The sequence below is a fragment of the Streptococcus sp. KR genome, from assembly GCF_002238115.1.
Lineage (GTDB): Bacteria > Bacillota > Bacilli > Lactobacillales > Streptococcaceae > Streptococcus.
Window position 1 is genome coordinate 1 of sequence record NZ_NGVM01000194.1, and the last position, 359, is coordinate 359.

At 42.6% G+C, this 359-nt stretch carries 1 protein-coding gene; it reads left to right on the plus strand.

The genetic code is table 11. From position 1 onward, the window contains the following. Positions 1-76: 76 nt before the first annotated feature. The coding region (locus tag CBI42_RS11580; RefSeq protein WP_179211426.1) for a hypothetical protein at positions 77-359 on the plus strand (283 nt) is incomplete at its 3' end.

A 359-nucleotide genomic window follows, 5' to 3' on the forward strand; every position in this document is an offset into this window, starting at 1 on the left:
ATTGTTAATTCAATCTGCGAAGTCATTTCGACCATCAGAAACTTGCTTTAACATATTCTAGGGGGGGATAATAACGGTGAAGCCGAACAAGTATTTGTTTAGAGCTTTCAGTTTAGTTGGTATTTCGTTACTGTCATTGTTGTTGGTCAGCACCACAGGTGCGTCGGCGCATGATTTGAGTCAGTATACTCCGGTTACGACTGATCAAAATCAGAATAATAACAGTGGCAATAACGATGATAATAATAACAACGATAACAATAATAATGGTGGAGGGGGTTATATTCCTGGCGGGAACACCGGCGGGGGAGGAGTCAACAACAATGGTGGTGGAATCTCTACTGGTGGAGCAACAGCTG